This window comes from Nocardiopsis sp. TRM 82005, from assembly GCF_056312425.1.
Window position 1 is genome coordinate 78,949 of record NZ_JBWDTQ010000016.1, and the last position, 18,079, is coordinate 97,027.

Annotated in this window: 16 protein-coding genes, 1 pseudogene and 2 riboswitches; of the genes and pseudogenes, 11 read left to right on the forward strand and 6 right to left on the reverse strand. The window is 72.5% G+C overall.

All coding sequences use genetic code 11. The features are described 5' to 3' along the window. Window positions 1–74 precede the first annotated feature (74 nt). Together AC0T5L_RS12915 and AC0T5L_RS12920 are read right to left on the reverse strand one after the other, a co-directional pair. Window positions 75–1,349 (reverse strand): CaiB/BaiF CoA transferase family protein, encoded by a 1,275-nt coding sequence (locus tag AC0T5L_RS12915; RefSeq protein ID WP_476165672.1) that lies wholly within the window; start codon window positions 1,347–1,349, stop codon window positions 75–77. 8 nt (window positions 1,350–1,357) lie between these two features. Beyond that, window positions 1,358–1,744, reverse strand: a complete 387-nt coding sequence (locus AC0T5L_RS12920) for a DUF3870 domain-containing protein (protein ID WP_476165673.1) — start codon at window positions 1,742–1,744, stop codon at window positions 1,358–1,360. Window positions 1,745–1,956: 212 nt separating this feature from the next. After that, a riboswitch (SAM riboswitch) is annotated at window positions 1,957–2,071 on the forward strand. Window positions 2,072–2,130: 59 nt separating this feature from the next. On the opposite strand from AC0T5L_RS12920, the gene AC0T5L_RS12925 reads away from it, so the two are divergent. The 3 genes from AC0T5L_RS12925 to AC0T5L_RS12935 all read left to right on the forward strand — a co-directional run bounded on the left by AC0T5L_RS12925 (window position 2,131) and on the right by AC0T5L_RS12935 (window position 5,081). Then, entirely contained in the window at window positions 2,131–3,486 is a 1,356-nt protein-coding gene (locus tag AC0T5L_RS12925) for an aminotransferase class V-fold PLP-dependent enzyme (RefSeq protein ID WP_476165674.1), read from the forward strand. A gap of 354 nt (window positions 3,487–3,840) precedes the next feature. Beyond that, window positions 3,841–4,551 carry an SAM-dependent methyltransferase gene (locus AC0T5L_RS12930; RefSeq protein WP_476165675.1) on the forward strand — a complete coding sequence of 237 codons (711 nt, stop codon included), beginning with the start codon at window positions 3,841–3,843 and terminating at the stop codon, window positions 4,549–4,551. After that, window positions 4,542–5,081, forward strand: coding sequence for a DinB family protein (locus AC0T5L_RS12935; RefSeq protein WP_476165676.1), 540 nt, complete (start codon window positions 4,542–4,544; stop codon window positions 5,079–5,081). The genes AC0T5L_RS12930 and AC0T5L_RS12935 overlap by 10 nt, the downstream gene beginning before the upstream one ends. Window positions 5,082–5,163: 82 nt before the next feature. Here the strand turns inward: AC0T5L_RS12935 and AC0T5L_RS12940 are convergent, their stop codons facing one another. Both AC0T5L_RS12940 and AC0T5L_RS12945 read right to left on the reverse strand, forming a co-directional pair. Further along, on the reverse strand, window positions 5,164–7,296 hold the full coding sequence (locus AC0T5L_RS12940; protein WP_476165677.1) for a primosomal protein N': 2,133 nt from the start codon (window positions 7,294–7,296) through the stop codon (window positions 5,164–5,166). Between the two features lie 243 nt (window positions 7,297–7,539). Continuing rightward, a pseudogene (locus AC0T5L_RS12945) lies at window positions 7,540–8,274 on the reverse strand (helix-turn-helix domain-containing protein). Window positions 8,275–8,393: 119 nt separating this feature from the next. Between AC0T5L_RS12945 and fmt the strand changes: the two are divergent. Together fmt and AC0T5L_RS12955 are read left to right on the forward strand one after the other, a co-directional pair. Beyond that, window positions 8,394–9,329, forward strand: a complete 936-nt coding sequence (gene fmt / locus AC0T5L_RS12950) for a methionyl-tRNA formyltransferase (protein ID WP_476165678.1) — start codon at window positions 8,394–8,396, stop codon at window positions 9,327–9,329. A 70-nt stretch (window positions 9,330–9,399) separates the two neighbouring features. Continuing rightward, window positions 9,400–10,869 (forward strand): RsmB/NOP family class I SAM-dependent RNA methyltransferase, encoded by a 1,470-nt coding sequence (locus AC0T5L_RS12955; RefSeq protein ID WP_476165679.1) that lies wholly within the window; start codon window positions 9,400–9,402, stop codon window positions 10,867–10,869. Window positions 10,870–10,890: 21 nt separating this feature from the next. Here AC0T5L_RS12955 and AC0T5L_RS12960 read toward each other — a convergent pair whose 3' ends face one another. Continuing rightward, window positions 10,891–11,850: a hypothetical protein gene (locus tag AC0T5L_RS12960; RefSeq protein WP_476165680.1), complete on the reverse strand. Its 960-nt coding sequence runs from the start codon at window positions 11,848–11,850 to the stop codon at window positions 10,891–10,893. Window positions 11,851–11,854: 4 nt separating this feature from the next. Next, window positions 11,855–12,247 (reverse strand): hypothetical protein, encoded by a 393-nt coding sequence (locus tag AC0T5L_RS12965; protein WP_476165681.1) that lies wholly within the window; start codon window positions 12,245–12,247, stop codon window positions 11,855–11,857. A gap of 228 nt (window positions 12,248–12,475) precedes the next feature. Between AC0T5L_RS12965 and rpe the strand changes: the two genes are divergently transcribed. The 6 genes from rpe (at window position 12,476) to AC0T5L_RS12995 (ending at window position 17,986) form a co-directional block, all read left to right on the forward strand. Next, entirely contained in the window at window positions 12,476–13,147 is a 672-nt protein-coding gene (rpe, locus tag AC0T5L_RS12970) for a ribulose-phosphate 3-epimerase (RefSeq protein WP_476165682.1), read from the forward strand. A gap of 257 nt (window positions 13,148–13,404) precedes the next feature. Further along, complete coding sequence (locus tag AC0T5L_RS12975) at window positions 13,405–14,511, forward strand: phosphatase PAP2 family protein (protein ID WP_476165814.1); 1,107 nt, start codon at window positions 13,405–13,407, stop codon at window positions 14,509–14,511. 70 nt (window positions 14,512–14,581) lie between these two features. Then, window positions 14,582–14,712, forward strand: a riboswitch (FMN riboswitch). Window positions 14,713–14,825: 113 nt separating this feature from the next. Continuing rightward, window positions 14,826–15,458 (forward strand): riboflavin synthase, encoded by a 633-nt coding sequence (locus AC0T5L_RS12980; RefSeq protein ID WP_476165683.1) that lies wholly within the window; start codon window positions 14,826–14,828, stop codon window positions 15,456–15,458. Window positions 15,459–15,550: 92 nt separating this feature from the next. Continuing rightward, on the forward strand, window positions 15,551–16,840 hold the full coding sequence (locus AC0T5L_RS12985; protein ID WP_476165684.1) for a bifunctional 3,4-dihydroxy-2-butanone-4-phosphate synthase/GTP cyclohydrolase II: 1,290 nt from the start codon (window positions 15,551–15,553) through the stop codon (window positions 16,838–16,840). A gap of 104 nt (window positions 16,841–16,944) precedes the next feature. Next, window positions 16,945–17,418, forward strand: coding sequence for a 6,7-dimethyl-8-ribityllumazine synthase (ribH, locus tag AC0T5L_RS12990; RefSeq protein ID WP_476165685.1), 474 nt, complete (start codon window positions 16,945–16,947; stop codon window positions 17,416–17,418). Between the two features lie 106 nt (window positions 17,419–17,524). Further along, window positions 17,525–17,986, forward strand: coding sequence for a PH domain-containing protein (locus tag AC0T5L_RS12995; RefSeq protein ID WP_476165815.1), 462 nt, complete (start codon window positions 17,525–17,527; stop codon window positions 17,984–17,986). Window positions 17,987–18,079 lie beyond the last annotated feature (93 nt).

Here is an 18,079-nt window from a genome sequence, read left to right on the forward strand (position 1 = left end):
GCGGTCGGCTCATGCGGCCGGACTGGGAAGCGGATCCGGGTTCTCGGACGCGCGGTCGTGCGGACGGTCGCGGATCAGGCGGGATCGGACTGCTGAACGGCGCCGCGCTTGACCATCTCGTCCACGCTCGACTCGTCCACGCCCAACTCGGCGAGGATCTGCCGGGAGTGCTGGCCCAGCAGCGGCGGTGCGGTGAGCGGCGGCGGGGTGTCCTCCAGCCGAAACCCCGCGCGGACCTGTTCGAGCAGCCCGGCGGTGGGGTGCTCCACGGTGCGCAGGACGTCGTCGCCGCTGGCGTCGGCGGTGCGCAGGGCGTCCAGTACCCCGCGGACCCGCCCCACCGGGACCCCGGCCTCCACCAGCACCGCCATCCAGTGGTCGGCGGGCTGGGTGCGCAGGGTCGCCGACAGCTCCGCGACCAGCTCACCACGGTGCGCCACCCGCCCCGGATTGGTGGCGTACCGGGGATCCCCGCCCAGGTCGGGGCGGCCCAGGGCCGCGCACAGCCGCTGGTACAGGGCGTCGTTCCCGGCGGCGACGACGATCTCCGCGTCCGCGGCGGGGAAGGTCTGGTAGGGCACGATCGTGGTGTGCGCGTTGCCGACCCGGGCGGGTTCGGTCCCCGTCACCAGCGCCTGCTGGGTGAGGTTGACCAGACCGGACAGGGTGGAGTTGATCAGCGACACGCTGATGTTCTCGCCCCTGCCGGTCACGCGGGCCCGCATGAGCGCGCCGAGGACGCCCACGGCCGCGTTCAGCCCCGTGAGCACGTCGGTCAGGGCCACGCCCACCTTGCTCGCCGGCCCCTCGGCCGGACCGGTGGTGGCCATCAGGCCGCTCTCGGCCTGCACCACGATGTCGAAGCCGGGGCGTGTGCTCGGCTCGTGCTCGGGCCCGAACCCGCTCACCGAGCAGTACACGACGGCCGGGTTGCGGGCGCTGACCGCCTCGTAGCCGAGCCCGAGCCGGTCGATCACCCCCGGCCGGAAGTTCTGGATCACCACGTCGGAGGCCGCGCACAGCTCCTGTACGGCGGCCAGGCCCTCGGGGTCCTTCAGGTCCACGGCCATGCTGCGCTTGTTGCGGTTCACCGACAGGAAGTAGGCCGCCTCACCGGGACTGTGCCCGCTGTCCGGGGCCGCCGTGGCCCCGGCCCATGGCGGCCCCCAGGAGCGGGTGTCGTCACCGCGCCCGGGCTGTTCCACCTTGACCACCTCGGCGCCCATGTCCGCGAGCAGCATGGTGGCGTACGGGCCCGCCAGTACCCGGGACAGATCGGTGACGCGCACCCCCGCCAGCGGTAGCGGTGCGGTGGAGCCGGACTCAGGCTCAGAACGTGTGTCGGTCACGGAACTGCTCACTCCTTGCCGTCGGGGCCGCCGGGGAGCTGGTCGCCCTCCCGCAGTTGGCCGTAGGTCTCCAGGCACCGGCGCAGGGCGGTGGTCAGCGCGGCACCGGACTGGCCCGCGTACCGAGTTTGTACCCGCTGCACGAGTTCGGCGATGTCCTCTGTCACCGACGAGCCCTCGACCAGGGCGCGGAAGAAGTCCTTGGCCAGGTCGGTGAGCAGGGTGGTGTCCGCGGCGACGATGCGGCCGTCCGCGGTGTCCACGGCGAGGACGACGCCGAGGCGCTGGTACTGGGAATGGCTCGCCACCGTGTCGGGAAGGCGGGCGTAGCCGGAGACCAGGACGACCCTGGGATTGCGGAAGACCTGCTGGATACGTTCGTCGCCGTACGACATACACACCTCTCGCTCGCGGGCACGCGAAAACTCCGACGCTCTGGAGTCTCGCGCCTGGAGGGCGGCCGGGGGGAACCGGACACCCGCGGCGTGAGGGCAGGCAGGGACAAGTATGTCCCCACCGCGTTCGCGGCTGTCAAGCGGGGCGGTGGTTCGGGCCGCACGGGACGTGCGCTGTTCTTCGCGGGGCGGCTGTGTTAACCTGCCTCGCAGGTCACGAGTGCCAGCGTCAAGCCCCGGCTTGCTGGCCGGCAACCCTCCTTCCGCGGTGGGGTGCCCCGGGTGAGGACCAGGTCCCGACACGACCGTGTCGGACAAGCGCGGACCCCGGAGGCGTCGCCGTTACGGCACCCCGCGGGTCCCACGACCCGCAGGCGAGGTGTCCCATGACCACTGTCAGCTCCATCCACACTGCCCGTTCCGCCCGTTCGGTGCGTTCGTCCGACACCGACCGGTGCACGATCGTCGCCTCCGAGGAGGGCGTCCCCCTGGTCACCGGCGAGCGTGTCGAGTACGCCAATTTCGACTACGCGGCCAGTGCACCCTGCCTGACCCCGGTGGCCGAGGCCCTGTCCGAGGCGCTGCCCTACTACGCCAGCGTGCACCGCGGCGCGGGCCACCACTCCCAGGTCAGTACCGACGCCTACGAGCGGGCCCGGCGCAGCGTGGCCCGCTTCCTGGGGACACGCTCCCAGCCCGCGGACGCCGTGGTGTTCGTGCGCGGTACCACCGACGCCCTCAACCTGCTGGCCCGCTCGGTGCCCGAGGGCTGCACGGTCGTGGTCTTCGAGTCCGAGCACCACGCCAGCCTGCTGCCCTGGGAGCACTCCGCCTCCCCAGCCGGACGTGTGGTGCGCCTGCCCCTGCCCGCCACCCCCGGCGGCGCGGTGGAGGCCGCCCGCGCCGCACTGCGCGGGGCCCCCGAGGGGCCCCGGCTGCTGTGCGTGACCGCCGCCTCCAACGTCACCGGCGAGATCTGGCCGGTGGAGGAGCTGGTGGAGGCCGCGCACGCCGAGGGCGCCCGCGTGGTCGTGGACGCCGCCCAGTACGTGCCCCACCTGTCCTTCAGCCTGGAGGAGACAGGTGCCGACTACGTCGCCCTGTCCGCCCACAAGCTCTACGCCCCCTTCGGTTCCGGTGTACTGGCCGGACGCGCTGACTGGCTGCGCGAGGCCGTGCCCTACCTCTCCGGCGGTGGTGCCACCCAGTCGGTCACCGAACACGAGGTGGTGTGGAACGACCTGCCCGCCAGGCACGAGGCGGGCAGCCCCAACGTGCTGGGCGCCGTGGCGCTGGCCGCCGTCTGCGACACCTTCACCCCAGTCACGCAGGAACTGCTGCACATCCGCGAGTCGGCGCTGCTGGAGCGGTTGCGCGCGGGGCTGGCCGAGGTCGACGGCTTCACCGAGCTGACCTTGTGGGGCGGCGAGCACCCCCGGGTGGGCATCGTGTCGTTCACCGTGGACGGCCTGCCCGCGGATCTGCTGGCCGCCGCCCTGTCCGCCGAGTACGGGATCGGGGTGCGCGACGGGTTGTTCTGCGCTCATCCGCTCACCCGCCACCTGCTGCCCGAGGGCCACACACAGGCGGTTCGGGCGAGCCTGGGCGTGGGCACCACCTGGGAGCACGTGGACCGGCTCGTCGGCGCGATCGCCGACCTGGTCGCACACGGGCCGCGCTGGGAGTACGCCGACTGCGACGGTCGCCTGGCCCCGGTGCCGGACCCCGAGCGAGTGCTCTGACAAGCTGTTACGACCGGGGGGAGGGACCCACCCCGCCGGGCCCCCTGCGGCGGGGTGGGTCCCTTGGGTGCCCCTGGCGACGGGACGCCGGCCCCGCCCGCCCCTTCGAGCTCGGGGCACCGAATGTTCTGCGCGCTCGGCGGAAGGGAACGCGGACGTTGCCTGCTCGATTGTGTCGCAAGGGTCCACAAAGGGCGAAATGGGGCACATACCACTCACCCATGTGCTGAGGATCACTTTCCCAGGCGGTACCATCGGGCCCTGACGGCATGGCGCGACGCTACCCGGGCCCGACCGGCCCACCCCGCGGCGCGTCCTGCCTCCCGCGAGCGAACCGGCTGGGGGAACGTGATCGTGACCAACGTCCGAGGACCCAAGACAGGCCCGCTCACGGCCGCGTTCCGCGGACGCGAACCCGTGCCGGTCCCCGGCCAGCGCTCACGCGTGGTCAGTCTCGGTCCACGGGAGTGCGAGCCACCCGAGACCCAGCGCACCGTGCACACCCGCCTGCACCAGGCCTTCCTGGGGCGGGTGATCGCCTACCTGTGCGCCGACGCGGGCGTGCGACAGTTCGTCGACTGGGGCTGTCCCGTTCCCGGCACCGCTGAGCGCGTCCATGCCGCCGCCCCCGACGCCTCGGTGGTCCACGTCGCCCCGCACGGCACGGCGGGCATGCTCTCCGGCGCGGGCACCACGGTGCTCTCCGGTGACGGTTCCGGCTCCGACGCGCTCCTGCGCCGCCTCAGCACCTCCGGGCTCGTCGACTTCGACGAGCCCGTCGCCGTTCTGATGACACGTCCCTTCCCCGCGGACGGCCCGCCCGCCGGGATCGAGGACCTGCACACCCTCATGCGCGGTGGTGGCTACCTCGCACTCGCCTCCCCGGCGCCGCGGGCGGTGGTCGAGAGTGCTTTCTCACCGTTCCTGCCGGTTGAGCCGGGGGCCGCCGATATAGAATGGTGGCCCTACCCGGACGAGGACGTGTCCGGTCAGGGAACCGGAACCCTGGCAGGACTCGGCCGCAGGTCATCCGAGCGGGGGAGGGGAACACGCCGATGGCGGTGAACTGGACCGGCGAGGTGCTGGCCCAACTCCAGTTCTACTGGGAGTACTCCCTGTGGCCCAGGCTGGAGGGGCTCACCGACGAGGAGTTCCTCTGGGAGCCGGTACCCGGTGCCTGGACCGTCCGCGAGGTGCGGGGCGGGCGGCACCAGCCCGACCTGGCCCTTCCCGAACCGGATCCGCCGCCGGTGACCACCATCGCCTGGCGGCTCGGGCACATCGTCGTGGAAGTGCTGGAGACCCGTATCAACTGGCACTTCGGCGACCGCACCGCCACGAGTAGGGGCATCGACTGGCCTTCGACCGCCACCGACGCCAAGCAGCGGCTGCGCTACGCCTACGAGACCTGGTCCGGGCACATCCAGGCGATGGACGATGACGGCCTGGCCGCGCCCGTGGGCGACGCCGAGTCACCCCAGTGGGCGGACCTGCCGATGGTCGCGCTGGTGCTCCACCTCAACCGGGAGATCATCCATCACAGCGCCGAGGTGGCGGTTCTGCGCGACCTGTACCGCGCGGGATACGACCGCTGATTCGTTTTCACCACGGAGGGGCGGACCCGGCCCCCGCGCGGGGGACTCCTGGCGGAGGCCGACAACGCTTGCGGCCGACGCACTAGACCACGTGCAGCGGGTCCACCCTCACCTGCGCCAGGTGCTCGTCCCGGCGCGCGCTGCGCGCCGAGGCCGCCACCTTCAGCGACCGGGTCAGCGCGCCCACCCCGGCGCGGGGCACCCGCAGCAGCGCGCGCTCCGTCTGGTCGGTGCCGTCCGGGCCGACCGCGCGGTCCGACCCCACCGGTACCGGTCCCAACAGCTCGGCCGCCTCGGGCAGCTCGATCTGGTCGAGCAGCTCACGCACGTGCTCCTGGCCGCCGGTGACCGAGGCCATCGACACCGCCGGGGGAAAGCCCAGCTCACGGCGTTCGGCCAACTCGCGCTCGGCGAAGCCAGCAGGGTCCCAGCGCACGAACGACTGCACCACCGGTAGCGAGACCTCGGCCGACACCACCACCGCGCCGCCCGGCCGCACCAGCGCCGCGGCGTTCAACCAGCGCCGCAACGCCTCCTCCGAGGCGCGCAGGTCCATCCGGTTCAGCAGAGCCCAGCCGTCCAGCAGCACCGCCGCCGCGTACCCGTTCTCCGCCACCGGTTCGGCGCCCGGGGTCGCCACCACCAGCGACGGCGAGTCCGCCACCCGCGACAGGACCTCCTCGCGGCCCGAGGTGCGCACGGTCAGCGAGGGAAAGGCCCGGCCCAGCTCCTCGGCGGTGCGCCGGGCGCCCACCACCACGGCGCGCATGCGGGTGACACCGCACTCCTGGCACGCCCACTGGCCGGCCACCCGGCCGCACCAGCCGCATGAGGGCATGGCGTGGGAACCGCGCACCGCGAGCGGACCCCGACAGGAGTCGCAGCGTGCGGGTTCGCGGCATCCGGCGCACGCCAGTGTGTTCAGGTAACCCCGGCGCGGCACCTGGAAGAGCACCGGGCCGGTACGTGCGGCCTCACGCGCCGCGCGCAGGGCCACGCTCGGCATCCGCGCCGACCGCGCCGCCTCGTCGCGTGCCAGCTCCCGGTCGTCCCCGGCCGCGCGCACCATCGGCGCGAGCCGGCGCAGCGTCGCCCGGTCGGCGACCAGGGGGTGCGCCCACCCCGACTCGACGAGCAGCTGGGCGTCGGTGGTACGGGTGTGCCCGCCGATCAGCGCACCGGCGCCCGCGCGGTGCGCGCGCATCGACAGCACCGTGCGCGCGTGCGGGTAGGGGGCGTGCGGATCGGCGTGCACGTCGTCGCCGTCGTCCCACAGCACCACCAGCCCCAGGTCACGGACGGGCGCGAACACCGCCGCGCGCGTGCCGACCACCACCCGGACCCGGCCGCGCAGCACCGAGAGCCAGCGCCGGTAACGTTCCGCGGGCCCGAGGCCGGCGGTGAGCGCCACGTGTCGCCCGCCGCCCAACTGGAGGTTCAGCGCGGTGTCGACGGCCTCGACGTCGCGGCCGTCGGGCACCACGACCACCGTGCCGCGTCCCGCCGCCAGTGTCTCCCTCGCGGCGACCGCCACCGACTCCGCCCAGTCCGTGCCGGGCAGGGCGTTCCACACCGCGCGGGCGGGCTGGCCCTCGTGCAGAGCCCGCAGGAAGTAGGGGCCCTCGGGGTAGTTCGCCCAGGGGCCGGGCTCCGCCGCTCCCGGCTCGGCTCCGGACGCGGAACCGTCCTCGTCGGCGGCCCCCGCCGCGCCGTGACCGGCCTCGGACGTGTCCGCGGCTTCGGCAGCCTTGGCCTCCTCCTTCTCCACGCGGGCGTGGCGGGGCGGCACGGCCAGGCGCAGTACGTCGCTCAGCGTGCCCGCGTACCGGTCGGCGACCGCACGGGCCAGTCCCAGGATCTCGGGGGTCAGTACCGGTTCCGGAGAGACGACCGCCTCCAGGTACGCCAGTCTGCCCGAGAACTCCGAGGTCTCCACCCGCTCGGCCAGGAAGCCGTTCAGCTGGCGGTTGTTGAACCGCACCCTGACCCGGCAGCCGGGCACCGCCGCCTCGTCCATGTCGGCGGGTACCCGGTAGTCGAAGTACCGGTCCAGGTGGGGAAGCGGGGTGTCCACGATCACGCGCGCGACCGGTAGCCGCTCGGCCGGCCTGCGCGGGGCCGGGCGGCGGGACTTCCTGGTCGCCGGGGCCTTGCTCTTCTCCTGCTCCGGAAGGTCGAAGAGGGCCCTGTCGGGCTGGCCGGGCTGCGCTGTCATCACTCTTTGTCTATCAGAAGGGTGCGACACGGCCCCGTGCGACGGATCCGGCGGCGTCCGCCCACGCGGCGACACCGCCGCCGCGTGGGCGGGTCCCGTTCCCGGTAACTGGTAGAACTGGAGACCCGACAGACCGTGCCCGTGGGCTCCCCCGCTTCCCCCTCCGCGGACCCCGCACACGGGAACCCGGTCGTGGTCCCGGGCGAGTGGAGGGGATACCGCGCTTGGCTTCCTCCCCGCTCCTCAAGGAGGGGGCTTCGGAACCACCTGACGGTGGTTCGGGGCCCGGGCCCCGTCACGGGTCGCCCCGTGGCCTTCCTGCTTCGTCGCCGGTCGCCCCGTCCGGGAGGACTCCCGTTGAGGTCTCACACCAGTTCCACAGGCCAGCACCGCCGGCCCGGCGGCTTCGAGGCCGCTCGCCGCGTCCACGTCACGGTCATGGGTGGTGCCGCGCCTGGGACACCTCCACTCGCGCGCACCCGACGCCGGCCACGCGTGGACGTACCCGCACCCGGGCGCCGAGCACAGCCTGGAGGAGGGAAGGAACCGGTCCGCCACGACCAGGTCCCGCCCGTACCACGCGCACTCGTACTCCAGCACCGACCGCAGCCGCGTCCACGCCGCGTCCGAGGCCGCACGCGCCAGGGTGCCGTTCTTCGGCAGGCTGCGCACGGTCAGGTCCTCGACCACGACCACCTCCTCCCCGTCGACAACGTCACCAAGGACGTGGTCCCCGCATCGGCGCCGACCTCGTCGGGGAAGGCCAGATCCTTGGTCTTCTTCCAGCCGGTGAGCATCGCCGGGGTCTGGGGGGCGGCCCACCCTTTCCTGGCGCTGGTGCCGGGCCCGGGTGCGTTCGGCGAGAGCCTTGTCCTAGACCAGGCGCACACACCCGAACGTGCGCGACAGCTCCGCTGCCCGCGCATCGGCGGGGTAGAGCCAGTACTTGAACGCCCGCTTCACCGTCTTCCTCGCCATGGGTCACATCGTAGTAACCGCTCTGTGATCTAGTAGCGGAAAGCGACAGGAAAGTGACAGAAAGGAGAGGGCGTCTTCTCCCCGCCCTGGAGGACGGGGTGTCCACGCCCAACAACCAGATGAAGCTTGTCTTTGCCGGAACACCACAGGTGGCGGTGCCGTCCCTGCGCGCGCTGATCGACTCCGGCCACGAGGTCGCCGCCGTGGTCACCCGCCCCGACTCCCGCTCCGGGCGCGGCCGGAGGGTCTCCGCCAGCCCCGTCGGCGAACTCGCCGCCGGCGAGGGCATCGAGGTCCTCAAGCCCGCCAAGGCGGGCGACCCCGAGTTCCTGGAGCGGCTGGCCGAGATCGCCCCCGACTGCTGCCCCGTCGTCGCCTACGGCGCCCTCCTGCCGCAGTCCGCACTCGACATCCCCCGTCACGGCTGGGTCAACCTGCACTTCTCCCTGCTGCCCGCCTGGCGCGGTGCCGCGCCCGTTCAGCACGCGATCCTGCACGGTGACGACCTCACCGGCGCCTCCACCTTCCAGATCGTCAAGGAGCTCGACGCCGGACCGGTCTACGGCACCCTCGTCGAGAACGTGCGTCCCACCGACACCAGCGGTGAACTCCTCGAACGGCTCTCCGTCTCCGGCGCCGAACTCCTCGTGCGCACGATCGACGGCATCGCCGCCGGGCAGCTCAGCCCGGTCGAGCAGCCCGCCGACGACGTCTCCTACGCCGCCAAGCTCACCCCCGAGAACGCCGAGCTCGACTTCACCGCCCCCGCCCTGCGCGTGGACCGGGTGGCCCGCGCCTGCACCCCCGCCCCCGGTGCCTGGACCACCTTCCGCGGCGTCCGCCTCAAGCTCGGCCCCGTCACCCCCCTTCCCGACGCCGACACACCGATGCTCGACCCCGGCCAGCTGCACGTCGACAAGAGGCGCGTCATCGTCGGAACCAGCACTCACCCGGTCGTCCTGGGCGAGGTGCAGCCCCAGGGCAAGCGCGCCATGGCCGCGGTCGACTGGGCACGTGGCGTGCGTCCCACCGGAGACGACCGCCTGGGCTCCTGAGCTGCCGTAGTCTCGACCTTGGCGGGCCCAAGCCCGCAGGCCCCGTCCCCGGTTTGTTGAGGCACACACGTTGAGTGAGCAGTCCCGATCCCCGCACCGCCGCCCCCGCAGAGGTGGAAAGCCCGGTCAGGGCGGCGGTCAGGGCGGGTCCGGGCCGCCCAGGCCCCGCGACCCCGCGCGCCGGGTCGCCTACGACGTGCTGCGTGCGGTGGACCAGCGCGACGCCTACGCCAACCTGCTGCTGCCATCCCTGCTCAACGAGCGCGGTATCAGCGGCCGCGACGCCGCCCTGGCCACCGAGCTGACCTACGGGACCCTGCGTCTCCAGGGCTCCTACGACTCCGTCCTGGAACGCTGCGTGGACCGCACGCTCGCTTCGGTGGACTCCGAGGTAGTGCCGCTACTGCGCCTGGGAGCCCACCAGCTGCTGTCCACCAAGATCCCGCCGCACGCCGCCGTCAGCGCGACCGTGGACCTGGCTCGCAGGGTCGTCGGCCACCACCGGGGCCGGTTCGTCAACGCGGTCCTGCGCCGGGTGTCCGCCCGTGGCCTGGACGAATGGATGTCCGTGGTCGCCCCCGACCGCGCCGTCGACCCCAGCGGGTACCTGTCGGTCGTACACAGCCATCCGCGCTGGGTGGTCAAGGAACTGGCCCGGGCGCTGGGGGAGCGGTCCGCCGGCGGACTGACCGAGACCGAGCGCCTGCTCGCCGCGCACAACGAGCGCCCCCGGGTGACGCTTGTGGCCAAGCCGGGCCGTGCCACCGTCGCCGACCTGGTGGCCGCCGGTGCCGAGGAGGCCCGCTACTCGCCGTTCGCCGCCTACCTGCCCGAGGGCGATCCCGCGGCGATCCGGGAGGTGCACCAGAACCGCGCCGCCGTGCAGGACGAAGCCAGCCAGCTGGTCGCCCTGGCCCTGACCAGGGTCGACGCCCACGGTGACGACGCCCGCTGGTTGGACATGTGCGCTGGGCCGGGCGGTAAGGCCGCTCTGCTGGCGTCCCTGGCCGGGCAGCGCGGCGCCCGTCTGCTGGCCGCCGAGGTACAGCCCGCACGCGCCGGTCTGGTGGCCAAGGCGGTGCGCCGTGCCCCGCGCGAGGCGGGGCGGGCCGTGGTCGCCGACGGCACCGCGCCCGCCTGGCGTCCGAAGGCCTTCGACCGGGTGCTGGTGGATGCTCCGTGCACCGGCCTGGGCGCGTTGCGCCGCCGCCCGGAGTCACGCTGGCGGCGCACCGAGACCTCGGCCTCAGAGCTGTCGACGCTCCAGCACGCACTGCTGGTCAGTGCCGTCGAGGCCGCACGCCCCGGCGGGGTGGTCGCCTACGTGACGTGCTCGCCGCACCTGGAGGAGACCGACGCGGTCGTCCGCGGGATCCTCTCCGAGCGCGGCGACCTCACGCTGTTGCGCGCCGCCGACTACCTGGACGAGGTGCCAGACCTCGCAGCGGGCCCCGAGGGAAGGTACGTCCAGTTCTGGCCGCACCTCCACGGGACCGACGCGATGTTCCTGGCGTTGTTCCGCAAGGCCGAGGAGGCCTGACCCGCTCCGTCCTGGCGCCTTTCAGCGCTGGCTGTCCCAACGCTCCCGCACGGGACCCTCGGAGGCCTGCGGCGCGGGTGTGCGCACCGGCGGCATGCTCGCGCGCAGGCGCAGGGTCAGCCTCTCTCCCAGTTCCGCTCCGAACCCCGCGCCGTGCGCGATCCCCAGCCGGTCGGCCAGCTCGCCGACGTGCAGGCGCACGGTGGCCTCCACCAGGGTGGCGTACGTCCCGGCCGCCAGCCGGGTCCGCACCCACGCGATCGCCGCGAGGGCGGCGGCGACGAACACGGCGGGCCACCACCACACGGCCAGCGGCAGGTACAGCAGCGCCCACGCCGTCAGCCCCGTGGCACGGAAGAGCCCCTCACGGGCCCCGGCGACCTCGGCGCGCTCCTCCTCCGGCAGGACCAGCCACAGGTGCGGCCACAGCACGGCCAGGTCCGCCTGGTGGTCGCGGGCCAGCCGTGTCCGTACGGCCCCGATCCGGTCACCGCACCAGGTGGGGCGCTCCGGCCGTTCGGGGGAGAGCCGCGCCATCCGGTCGTAGGCCGTCGCGAACACCGCTCCGTCACCTTCATGGCGTGCCCGCTCGACCTCCTCGCGCAGCCGGTCCCAGCGTCCGCGCCGCGACTCCACCCACCGCTCGGTCCAGCGGCGCAGCGGCGGCGGCCAGCGGTCCCAGTCCGCGGCCGTCCACAGCCGTTCCACCAGCCAGCCCAGGCCCCGGGCGACCAGTCCCGCGGCGGCGCTACCGGCCACCACGGCCGCGAACACCAGCACCTGCCCGCCGAAGGTGTCCACACGCGGATCCTCGGCCCAGCCGGTGATCCGCTCGACCAGGTGGCCCACGTCCCACGCCGCGGCCCACCCGAGGGCGTACGCGGCGGCGGCCACCGCCAGGTAGAGGGCTCCGGGCAGGGCGAGGGCGCTCACCCATCGTTCGGTGAGCCTCTTGCCCAGTTCCGCCCACAGATCGCCCACGCCCCTACCCCTTCCGCGAGGGGCGAAGGGGCGTGCCGCTGACCCGGCAGACCGGCACGTCCTCGGCCGGTGTGGGCTCCCAGGTCCGCGCACACCGTTGCCTCGGACATCCGTACAGGGCGGAGGCGGGGCGGGGCAGGCCGATCCCGGCCACTCCCAAGTTCTGGGAGCCCACGTAGTGGATGCCGTCGGTGTATCCGGCCAACCCCTGCTCGTCGGTCGCGGCCAGCGCCCCCTGGAGGTCGGCCAGTGCCGCAGACACGTCCTCGCCGTCGCGGGCGGCCCCGAGTACCGCATCGACCAGAGCGGGTCCTTCGGGTACCCGTCGCATCCGGTCGCGGAGAGCGTCGGCGTGCTCGCAGACGACGCCCAGGTTCACCTCGGTGTCCTCACTCACGGGAATCCTCCGGTCGATCAGGGCGGGTGGGGCGAAGAGTACTCCTGCGGCGCCCGTGCGCGCCGGGTCACCCCTTCTCATCCCTCTCGGCCAGTGCCCGGAGGAAGGACTGTATTGATCTACTTTGTAAAGGTGCGATATGGGATCATCCCCGTTCCCGTGAGAACGGGAGCGGACCCCACCCGACCGCGTACGCGCAGCTCCGGGCTCCGTGGTTACACTGCACCCGTGGCCATCCAGATCTCACCCAGCATCCTGAGCGCCGACTTCGCGCACCTCGCCGACGAAGCGGCCGCCGTGTCCCCGTCCGCCGACTGGCTCCACGTCGACGTGATGGACAACCACTTCGTCCCGAACCTGACGTTGGGACTGCCGGTCGTAGAGTCCCTGATCAAGACGACCGACACTCCGCTGGACTGCCACCTGATGATCGAGGAGCCCGACCGCTGGGCCCCGGCCTACGCCGAGGCGGGCGCGGGCAGCGTCACCATCCACGCCAAAGCCGCCGGCGCGCCCGTGCGCACCCTGCGCGAGATCCGCCGCCTCGGTGCCCGCGCGGGCCTGGCCCTCAACCCCGCCGAGGCGGTCGAGCCCTACGCCGACCTCATCGGCGAGATGGACATGCTCCTGCTCATGACCGTCGAGCCCGGTTTCGGCGGCCAGAAGTTCCTCGACATGGTCCTGCCCAAGATCCGCAGGGCGCGGGAGCTCCTCGACAGCCGCGACGCCTCCGTCTGGCTCCAGGTCGACGGCGGTGTCAGCGCCGAGACCATCGAGCGCGCCGCCGAGGCCGGGGCCGACGTCTTCGTCGCCGGTTCGGCCGTCTACGGAGCACAGGACCCGTCCGGGGCCGTCGACTCCCTGCGCTCCCTGGCCGCCAAGGCATCCGGGCGGGAGTGACCCTGACGGGGCCGACCCGCCCCCACCTCCAGGCCAGCCCGTGCGCAACGATCCCGACACGGCTGCGCGCGCGGGTGGTACACGCGCGGCCTGCGGCCCTAGGCTGTGCGACTCATAGTCGTTGATTCCGCTTGGTCGCGGCTCCGTCTTCCCCTCCGCGTTCGCGCGTGCGGGGGAGCGGCGCGGCGTGAGCGCGTTGCCAGGCGCGGACCCGTGGGAGTTGCGCGTTGAACGCTTGGAAGGCCGAGCACCTGGCCATGGACGTGCTGTGGGAGGCGGAGACCACCCCCATCCGGTGGCTCCAAGGGTTGGGGGACTGGCTCGCCCATCCGCTGGGGGCGATCACCCACCTCGGCTCCCACGCCGTCATCATCGTCGTGCTCGCCCTGGTCTTCTGGTGTGTCAGCCCCGGACTGGGCGCCCGCCTCTTCATCGTGGTCGCCTCCTCCGGCATGCTTAACTACCTGCTCAAGTCGGTGTTCTACGGCGCACGGCCCTCCTGGTTCGACGCCCATGTCAAGGCCTACGCGAGCCATGCCAGCTTCGGCCTCCCCTCCGGACACGCCCAGGGCGCCACGGTCACCTGGGGCTACCTCGGTCTCCGGTCCGGCCGCCGCGCCGTGCTGTGGGCGGCCGCCGCCGTCATCGCGCTCGTGGCCCTCTCGCGGGTCTACCTGGGCGCGCATTTCATCAGCGACGTCCTGGTCGGTCTGCTGCTGGGCGCCGCCGTGCTGTGGGCGGCCCTGCGCTGGGAGGACCGGATCGCCGCCTGGTGGCTGGGGTTGAGCACGGCCCGCTGGACGGGCTACGCCCTCGCCGCCGTCCTGCTGCCCTGCCTGGCCGCGACCCTGTGGCAGCTGCTGGTGCGCGGCGACTGGACGGTTCCCGCCGACTGGATCGGCGCCAGCCCCACCGACCCGGCCGGACACACCCTCACCGGCCTATACACCGTCTCCGGTGCCCTGCTCGGCGGGATCTTCGGCTTCACCATGCTCGCCGGACGCGGCTGGTACAGCGCCCGGGGCACCCTGGTCTCGCGGATCGCCCGCTTCGTCCTCGGCATCTCGGTGGTCGTGCTCGTCCAGGTGGTCGTCGACGTGGTCTTCGGCGGCCTGACCGGGCTGGCCGAGTCGGTCGTGGCGTTCGTCTCCTACGCAGGGATCGCTTTCTGGGCCTCCTACCTCGCCCCGGAGATGTTCGTGCGCAGCGGCCTGGCCGTGCGGCCCCAGGCCCCGGACGGCCTCCCCGCCGCGGCCTCAGCCGAAGAGTCCGGCGGGAACGGCTCGCGCGCTACCGGCGACACGCCCGGCAGCACCTCAGCCGACGCCTCCCCGGACGCCTCTGACGACGGTGGACGCGGATGATCCGCGTCACAACGGCTATGCGCTCCGACTGAGGAGGGGTTATGATCCGAAATGTTGAGACAACAGTCAAACACGTGCTCCGGGGTCGGTGTAATTCCGAACCGGCGGTGACAGTCCGCGACCCGGCCGAGTCCATCGGCCGGTTGAACCGGTGGAATTCCGGTGCCGACGGTGAAAGTCCGGATGGGAGGCAGTACGTGTCGAGACGGTCCGTCCGCCGCGCCCTGTGCGCGCGGTAGCCGGTACCGCCTTGCCGTGGACCCGTTCCACACCCCCTTTCCCCCGGAGCCTGCCAGGCGAAGGGAAACAAGGGCGTGTTCACCGGAATCGTGGAAGAACTCGGCGAGGTCGTCTCCGTCGAAGCTGCGGGTGGCACGGGCGAGGCCCTGCTGCTGACCGCGCATGGGCCCCTGGTCAGCTCGGACGTCGAACACGGTGACTCCATCGCGGTCAACGGCGTGTGCCTGACCGTCGTCGGCAGTGGAGGGGACTCCTTCACCGCCGACGTGATGAAGGAGTCGGTGGACCGCTCCACTCTCGGCTCACTCACCGTCGGCTCCCCCGTCAACCTCGAACGCGCCGCCCGTGTGGGCGGCCGCCTCGGCGGCCACATCGTTCAGGGGCACGTCGACAGCACCGCCTGCCTGCTCTCCCGGAATCCCGGCGACAACTGGGATGTTCTCCGTTTCGGGCTGCCCGCCCAGATCTCCCCCTACGTGGTCGAGAAGGGCTCCATCACCGTCGACGGCACCAGCCTCACCGTCTCCGCGGTCAGCGAGCCCGGCGCGCAGGAGGAGTTCTTCGAGGTCAGCCTGATTCCCGAGACTCTGAGGGCCACCACCCTGGGAGGCCTCACCGCCGGAGCCACCGTGAACGTCGAGGTGGACGTCATCGCCAAGTACGTCGAGCGGATCACCGCCGTGGCCCCGCTCCGTCCGCGGGCGTGAACCCCGGCACACGGAAAGCAGGGGGCGGACCCGCTTGGCCGGGCCGCCATCCGACACACCACCTCAACCCACGAGCCATCCCAGGGAGCGGCATGACCGTCACCGACGCCACCCCGGCCACCACCGAGATCGAGCAGTCCGCCGTCCTGGACCCCGTCGAGGAGGCCATCGCCGAGTTCGCCCTCGGGCGGGCCATCGTGGTGGTGGACGACGAGGACCGCGAGAACGAGGGCGACATCATCTTCGCCGCCGAACTCGCCACACCCGAACTCCTGGCGTTCATGATCCGCTACACCTCCGGCGTGGTGTGCGTGCCCATGGAGGGCGAGAACCTTGACCGCCTCGACCTGCCCCTGATGACCGCGCGCAACGAGGAGAGCCTGCGTACCGCCTACACGGTCACCGTCGACGCCCGTGAGGGGGTCACCACCGGTATCTCCGCCGCCGACCGTGCCCGTACCGTCCGTCTGCTGGCCTCAGCGGGGACACGTCCCGCCGACTTCGTGCGCCCCGGTCACGTCCTGCCGCTGCGCGCCCGGCCGGGCGGTGTCCTGGCCCGGCGCGGCCACACCGAGGCCTCCGTCGACTTCGCCCGCCTGGCTGGGCTGCGGCCCGCGGGCGTGCTCGCCGAGGTCGTCAACGACGACGGCACCATGGCGCGCCTGCCGCGGCTGCGCGAGTTCGCCGACGAGCACGGGCTCAAGCTGGTGTCGGTGGAGCAGTTGGCCGCCCACCGCGCCGCGCTCGGTGAGGTCCTCACCGACACCGAGGCCCACCCGCCGCTGGTGACCCGCATGGTCGAGACCCGCATGCCCAACCGGTACGGCCAGTGGCGCGCGGTCGGGTTCAAGGGCACCACCGACGGCGCCGAACACGTCGCGCTGGTCTACGGCGACCTGTCCGACGGCGCCGACGTCCTGGCACGCCTGCACTCGGAGTGCCTCACCGGCGACGCGTTCGGCTCCCACCGCTGCGACTGCGGTGCCCAGCTGGAAGCCGCCATGGCCGACATCTCCGCGGAGGGGCGCGGAGTGGTGGTCTACCTGGGCGGACACGAGGGCCGGGGGATCGGCCTGCTGCACAAGCTGCACGCCTACAGTCTCCAGGACCAGGGTGTGGACACCGTCGACGCCAACCTGCGCCTGGGCCTGCCCGCCGATGCCCGTGAGTTCGGCGCCGGTGCCCAGATCCTCGCCGACCTGGGCGTGTCCTCGGTACGACTGCTGACCAACAACCCCGACAAGGCCGAAGGGCTGGAGCGCCACGGCGTGCGGGTCGACGAGCGGGTGAGCATGCCGTCCTTCGTTACCGAGGACAACATCACCTACCTGCGTACCAAGCGCGACCGCATGGGTCACGATCTGACCGGATTCACCCGTTGAGACCGGCGCACGAAGACAGCGGAACCCCGTGACGCGGTCCGGAGCGAGGCCTGCTGCCTCGGGACCACCGACCCCCCGCACAACACAGACAGAAAGCAGGACCCATGAGTGGTGAAGGACGTCCGGACGAGCAGGTTGTGGACGCCTCCGGAATGTCGGTGGGCATCGTCGCGACCCGGTGGAACGCGGCCCTCGTCCAGCCGATGCTCGCCAACGCCCTGGACGTGGTGAAGGCCTCGGGAGTGGCCGCGCCCGTCGTGGTGGAGGTTGCCGGGTCGGTCGAGATTCCCGTGGTCGCCCAGGAGCTGGCCCGCCAGCACGACGCTGTGATCGCCCTGGGCGCGGTCATCCGCGGCGGTACCCCGCACTTCGACTACGTGTGCCAGTCAGTCACCCACGGCCTGACCGAGGCGGCTCTACGCCACTCCACCCCCGTGGGCAACGGTGTGCTCACCTGTGACACTCTGGAACAGGCGCGTGACCGCGCTGGCCTGCCGGAGAGCGCCGAGAACAAGGGTGCCGAGGCAGCGCTGGCGGCCTTGGACACGGCGGCGGTCCTGCGCGGGCTGCGCCGCTGACCGGGCAGGGTCGCGCGGACGGGGACGGTGTTCCCGTCGGGTAAGCGCCCCGGACACGCGGGGCCGGCCAGGAGCGGAGTAGTCGGTGCGGACAAAGGAACAGCTCGTGGACGAGGCGTCGAAGCAGTCGGCCCTGCCCAGGACGTGGCGGCCCCGGGCGGTGCGGTTGGTCGCCTACGGTCTGGCCCTGCTGATCGTGACCACCCTGGCGGTGCTCGCCGTGCTCCTGCCGGGGGACTGGGGGGTCATGGACCGGATCCTGATGGTGGGGCTGGGCCTGGCCATCGCCGCGGCCCTGCACCTGCTCGCCCGACCCCGGCTCGTGGCCACGAGCGAGGGTGTGACGGTGGTCAACAGCATCCGCACCCACATGCTGTCGTGGGCCGAGATGGTGGACATTCGGATGCCCACTGGCGAGCCCTGGCCCTCGGCGGACCTGTCCGACGGCACAACCCTGGCGGTGATGGGGATCCAGAGCGCCGACGGAGAGCTCGCCCACCGCAACCTGGCGGAGTTTCGCGCACTGCTGCACGACCGCGGAGAGGCTCAGGAACCCGGCCACTCGTAGGAACATCCCGGAGGAGCCGCCGGATTCTTGAGGATCCGGGGCTCCCCGGTGTCGTGTGGAACACGTAGTTTGGTACCGAGAGCCACTTGACGG

Excerpts from the sequence above, each read along its gene's own strand:
- AC0T5L_RS12920 (WP_476165673.1), bottom strand. The coding sequence starts at position 1,744 with ATGTCGTACGGCGACGAACGTATCCAGCAGGTCTTCCGCAATCCCAGG.
- AC0T5L_RS12925 (WP_476165674.1), top strand. The coding sequence starts at position 2,131 with ATGACCACTGTCAGCTCCATCCACACTGCCCGTTCCGCCCGTTCGGTG.
- AC0T5L_RS12935 (WP_476165676.1), top strand. The coding sequence starts at position 4,542 with ATGGCGGTGAACTGGACCGGCGAGGTGCTGGCCCAACTCCAGTTCTAC.
- AC0T5L_RS12940 (WP_476165677.1), bottom strand. The coding sequence starts at position 7,296 with ATGACAGCGCAGCCCGGCCAGCCCGACAGGGCCCTCTTCGACCTTCCG.
- fmt (WP_476165678.1), top strand. The coding sequence starts at position 8,394 with ATGAAGCTTGTCTTTGCCGGAACACCACAGGTGGCGGTGCCGTCCCTG.
- AC0T5L_RS12975 (WP_476165814.1), top strand. The coding sequence starts at position 13,405 with ATGGACGTGCTGTGGGAGGCGGAGACCACCCCCATCCGGTGGCTCCAA.
- AC0T5L_RS12985 (WP_476165684.1), top strand. The coding sequence starts at position 15,551 with ATGACCGTCACCGACGCCACCCCGGCCACCACCGAGATCGAGCAGTCC.
- ribH (WP_476165685.1), top strand. The coding sequence starts at position 16,945 with ATGAGTGGTGAAGGACGTCCGGACGAGCAGGTTGTGGACGCCTCCGGA.